General features: G+C 37.8%; 2 protein-coding genes, 5 tRNA genes and 2 pseudogenes. All 9 read right to left on the bottom strand.

The window, feature by feature from the left end; genetic code table 11:
- A pseudogene (locus IRB43_RS17500) lies at positions 1-219 on the bottom strand (RNA-guided endonuclease InsQ/TnpB family protein); the annotation flags it as partial.
- Between the two features lie 662 nt (positions 220-881).
- Positions 882-1391: a hypothetical protein gene (locus tag IRB43_RS17490; RefSeq protein WP_203364727.1), complete on the bottom strand. Its 510-nt coding sequence runs from the start codon at positions 1389-1391 to the stop codon at positions 882-884.
- An 81-nt stretch (positions 1392-1472) separates the two neighbouring features.
- Positions 1473-1904: a WapI family immunity protein gene (locus IRB43_RS17485; RefSeq protein WP_203364726.1), complete on the bottom strand. Its 432-nt coding sequence runs from the start codon at positions 1902-1904 to the stop codon at positions 1473-1475.
- 169 nt (positions 1905-2073) lie between these two features.
- A pseudogene (locus tag IRB43_RS17480) lies at positions 2074-2923 on the bottom strand (tyrosine-type recombinase/integrase).
- Positions 2924-3071: 148 nt separating this feature from the next.
- Positions 3072-3153, bottom strand: a tRNA-Leu gene (locus IRB43_RS17475).
- A gap of 6 nt (positions 3154-3159) precedes the next feature.
- A tRNA-Cys gene (locus tag IRB43_RS17470) sits at positions 3160-3233 on the bottom strand.
- A gap of 9 nt (positions 3234-3242) precedes the next feature.
- Positions 3243-3317, bottom strand: a tRNA-Gly gene (locus IRB43_RS17465).
- Positions 3318-3320: 3 nt separating this feature from the next.
- A tRNA-Gln gene (locus IRB43_RS17460) sits at positions 3321-3392 on the bottom strand.
- 13 nt (positions 3393-3405) lie between these two features.
- Positions 3406-3481, bottom strand: a tRNA-His gene (locus tag IRB43_RS17455).
- Between the last annotated feature and the right edge of the window lie 95 nt (positions 3482-3576).

Here is a 3576-nt window from a genome sequence, read left to right as displayed (position 1 = left end):
TTCTCTCACTTTTTTGTTTCGCAACCGGTGAACACTGCGCATCTTTCTGCCCGAAATCACTAGCGCTTGTCCATTAGTATTCACAGCGGCAATTGTGTGAATTTCCCCTGGATCGATCGCGGCTGTATGACCGTCTGACATGGGGACGGGTTCGATGCCGTCTTCATACGACAAACAGGCATGCCACCGACCGTCGTAGATGAGTTCCACTTCTTTCATCACACCACCTGCTGGGNGGGAGGAAACACGAACTTTTCTTTGTATGGATAGCGGATGGACTTGTTCGTTTTCCTCGCTTGACGAACTCCTTCTCGGGCACGCAAAAACTTGTGGCACACCGCTTGGATCGTCTGACTGTGAAGAGGATACAAGCCTTTGAGTTCCGATTGAAGGTCGCTTTTATTGATCCATTGGCCATGAATTCGGTAGTAATACCGAGCCAGCTGTACGCAGTCATTCCAAATCGTTCCGCAGATCCGACGGAGGTGAAACAACTGTTGAAGCGTGGACGGTGACGCTGTAAAGCTTGTTTTCAGTGTGCGATACATCCCATCCCCTCCTTTGTCATCATTATAAAACGAATGTACGTTCCTATCAAGAGCGAATGGAAAATGTCATCCTTTTTTCTTTCGACAAAGTTCGGAAGGTCTTCCACCCAACACTTTTCGGCTGTGCCGAACCGCGATTCATCCCCTCCCTACTCGCCGGGCTGTGCCCTTCACTCTCCTTGAGGAAAATGTACATTTTGTCCAAAAATTAGATAAATAATATTATTTGAACACAAATAAGGAGCGATAAAATTGTTCATTTAGGTCATGGTCTATCTTTATAGTTTGTCTTTTTCAGATAAGACATTCTATTTATTGACAATGTTTAAATTTTTAAGAACGCTTCCAATCTTCTGGAACGAGCAACCATAAACCTGGCATTACACATTTATTACCTTCAATATACTCTGTAGGAGTGTATCGAAAGGGTGTGTTTAGCATATTTTTTATCTCATCTATTATTTGCATATTTAATGAGTAAATTGAGTGTTTATCATATGAATTTATAATTGAATTTACTTTTTCTACATCTGCTTCAAAAAAGTCATTTTGTAATTCACTAAACCAACCTTCATAATATTCTGATTCTGGACCTCCCATTCCGTGTGGGCATTCAGTTGATTCATTATCATTTGTTGGCTTTACATAGCACCACCAAGATACATCAGTAATAAGTATCCCTAAAGTTGTTATTTCCTTTATAAAACCTTTTAAATCATTCTTCATTACAATACAGTCTATGTACCCGTTGCCGACAGGTTGTACTTTATACAAAGTAAGAATATGTTCTAAATGTGTAACAAATTCATTTTTATTTAATTCCAAGTAATCAAAATACTTCATATATCATTATCTCCAATCCATAAACCTCTATGTGTAGAAACTATTCCTCAAATTGTTGAAACACTATCAGATATATAATATCTATGGATTTCCTAAAACAGGAAAAGCAACTAAAACATCATCTAATTCCTTTATTATAGTTTCTAAGTATGATTGGTCTGAAACAAATTCAAAATTAAGAACAGCACCGTAACCTGCAGGATAACAAGTTTCAGCAGTCCAAATAATTTGACCTAATTTGTTCATTTCACCTTCAATTTCTAAATAACCATCCAAATTATTAAGGATTGCCTTCCCCTTCATATTTTTATTCATTATTTTTAGTTTATTAACAAAATCGCTTAACTCATCCGTTCTTAAATCAGCAACAAAAGAAACTGTATATCCTGGAATTTCAATTTTTAATTTTGAAGAAACCCAATTTCTATCCCAGTAATCTGAACTATTTGGGTAATTTCTATGTAAAACATCAATCTCTATATTAGTTTCTGCACCCAATAGATGAAATTTCATCCAAGCACCTCTACTTTCAACGTCATAGTCAAATCTCTTAATAAAATTCTCTTAGGCAATTAAAAAATCCTTTTTGAGCATTCCTTCTTCAATTGTTTAGTCAGAAAAGCTTTACTCCGTATTGAAGTAAAGCATCTTTTTCATTTGAATATTCTCTTCTTTATTTTTTCTACATTCTAACTTTAAGATTTACCAGAGGTGAAAAGGCTCTATGTTTATCTAATACATCATCACTAAACAGGTTAACATAAACCCTAACCATTTCCATAGATGTATGTTCTAGAATTTGTTGTAGTTCAAATATTCCAGCACCATTCTTAACGCTCAATTTTGCAAAGGTATGCCTGAAGGTGTGGCAGGAGCATCTAACCCCTGTTATACCTTCTTGTTTACCGTAAAATGTCACCCTGTTTTGGAATTGCCTTTTTGACATTTTCTCACCATCAAGAGTGACAAATAAAGCATCTGTTTCCATTACTCCACGTATCTGAATATATTTCTGCAATTGATTTTTCATCTTTGACTGAATAGGAACGATCGCTCTTTATACGTCTTTGTATTCCTTATATGCAGTTTAGATTCATTCCACAAAATATCTTGAACACAAATCCCTTCTAATTCGCTCACACGCACACCTGTTTCAAGTAACAATAACATAAAAGTGTAATCCCTTACACCCACAAAAGAACGTAAATTCGGCTGATTAAAAAGCATTTGTAGTTGTTCATGTGTAAAGGTTTCAACTACTTTTCTACGGTCTTTTAGTAGTTTGATGTCACTTAATAGATTTTCTTTAAGATGTTTACAGTATAAGGATTTAATTCCTTTTCTCTAAGTATTTTATAAAAAACCGATAATTCATTTCTGTAATATTGAATTGTTTGAGGTCTTAGATTTCTGATTTGGCAATCATCAACAAATAAAGAAAGAGCCGTTTTAAAATCAATTTCCTTTACGATTTTTGGTGAGTTAATGATTGATAATTCCTCAATAGATAATTCGTTTGTACGCCTTGCCATATTAATTCCTCCTTGTTTAATGACAGGTACGCACACGATTTTATGTACACGATATTTTTATAAGAATCGTATTTGTGATAAATAAAAAAACGTTCCTTACAAAGTGTAAGAAACGTTGATTTCATCGCATTTACTAACGATGACATGATACCGGTGGTCGGGGTCGAACCGACACTCCTCACGGAACACGATTTTGAGTCGTGCGCGTCTGCCAATTCCGCCACACCGGCAAATGATGGAGGCGGCAACCGGATTTGAACCGGTGATAAAGGTTTTGCAGACCTCTGCCTTACCACTTGGCTATGCCGCCTTAATTTGTTGGAGCGGAAGACGGGATTCGAACCCGCGACCCCCACCTTGGCAAGGTGGTGTTCTACCACTGAACTACTTCCGCATACTGGGCTAGCTGGATTCGAACCAGCGCATGACGGAGTCAAAGTCCGTTGCCTTACCGCTTGGCTATAGCCCAATAATGATCTATATGGGGCGATCGAGGGGAATCGAACCCCCGAGTGTCGGAGCCACAATCCGATGCGTTAACCACTTCGCCACGACCGCCACAAATCGTATAAAGTTGAATTTGGCAGGGGCAGTAGGAATCGAACCCACACTGGAGGTTTTGGAGACCTCTGTTCTACCGTTAAACTATGCCC

Source organism: Bacillus sp. REN10, from assembly GCF_016820555.1.
Taxonomy (GTDB): Bacteria; Bacillota; Bacilli; order Bacillales; family Domibacillaceae; genus Bacillus_CE.
Note: the sequence above shows the minus strand (reverse complement) of the source record. Positions and strands in the feature narration are given on the sequence as shown.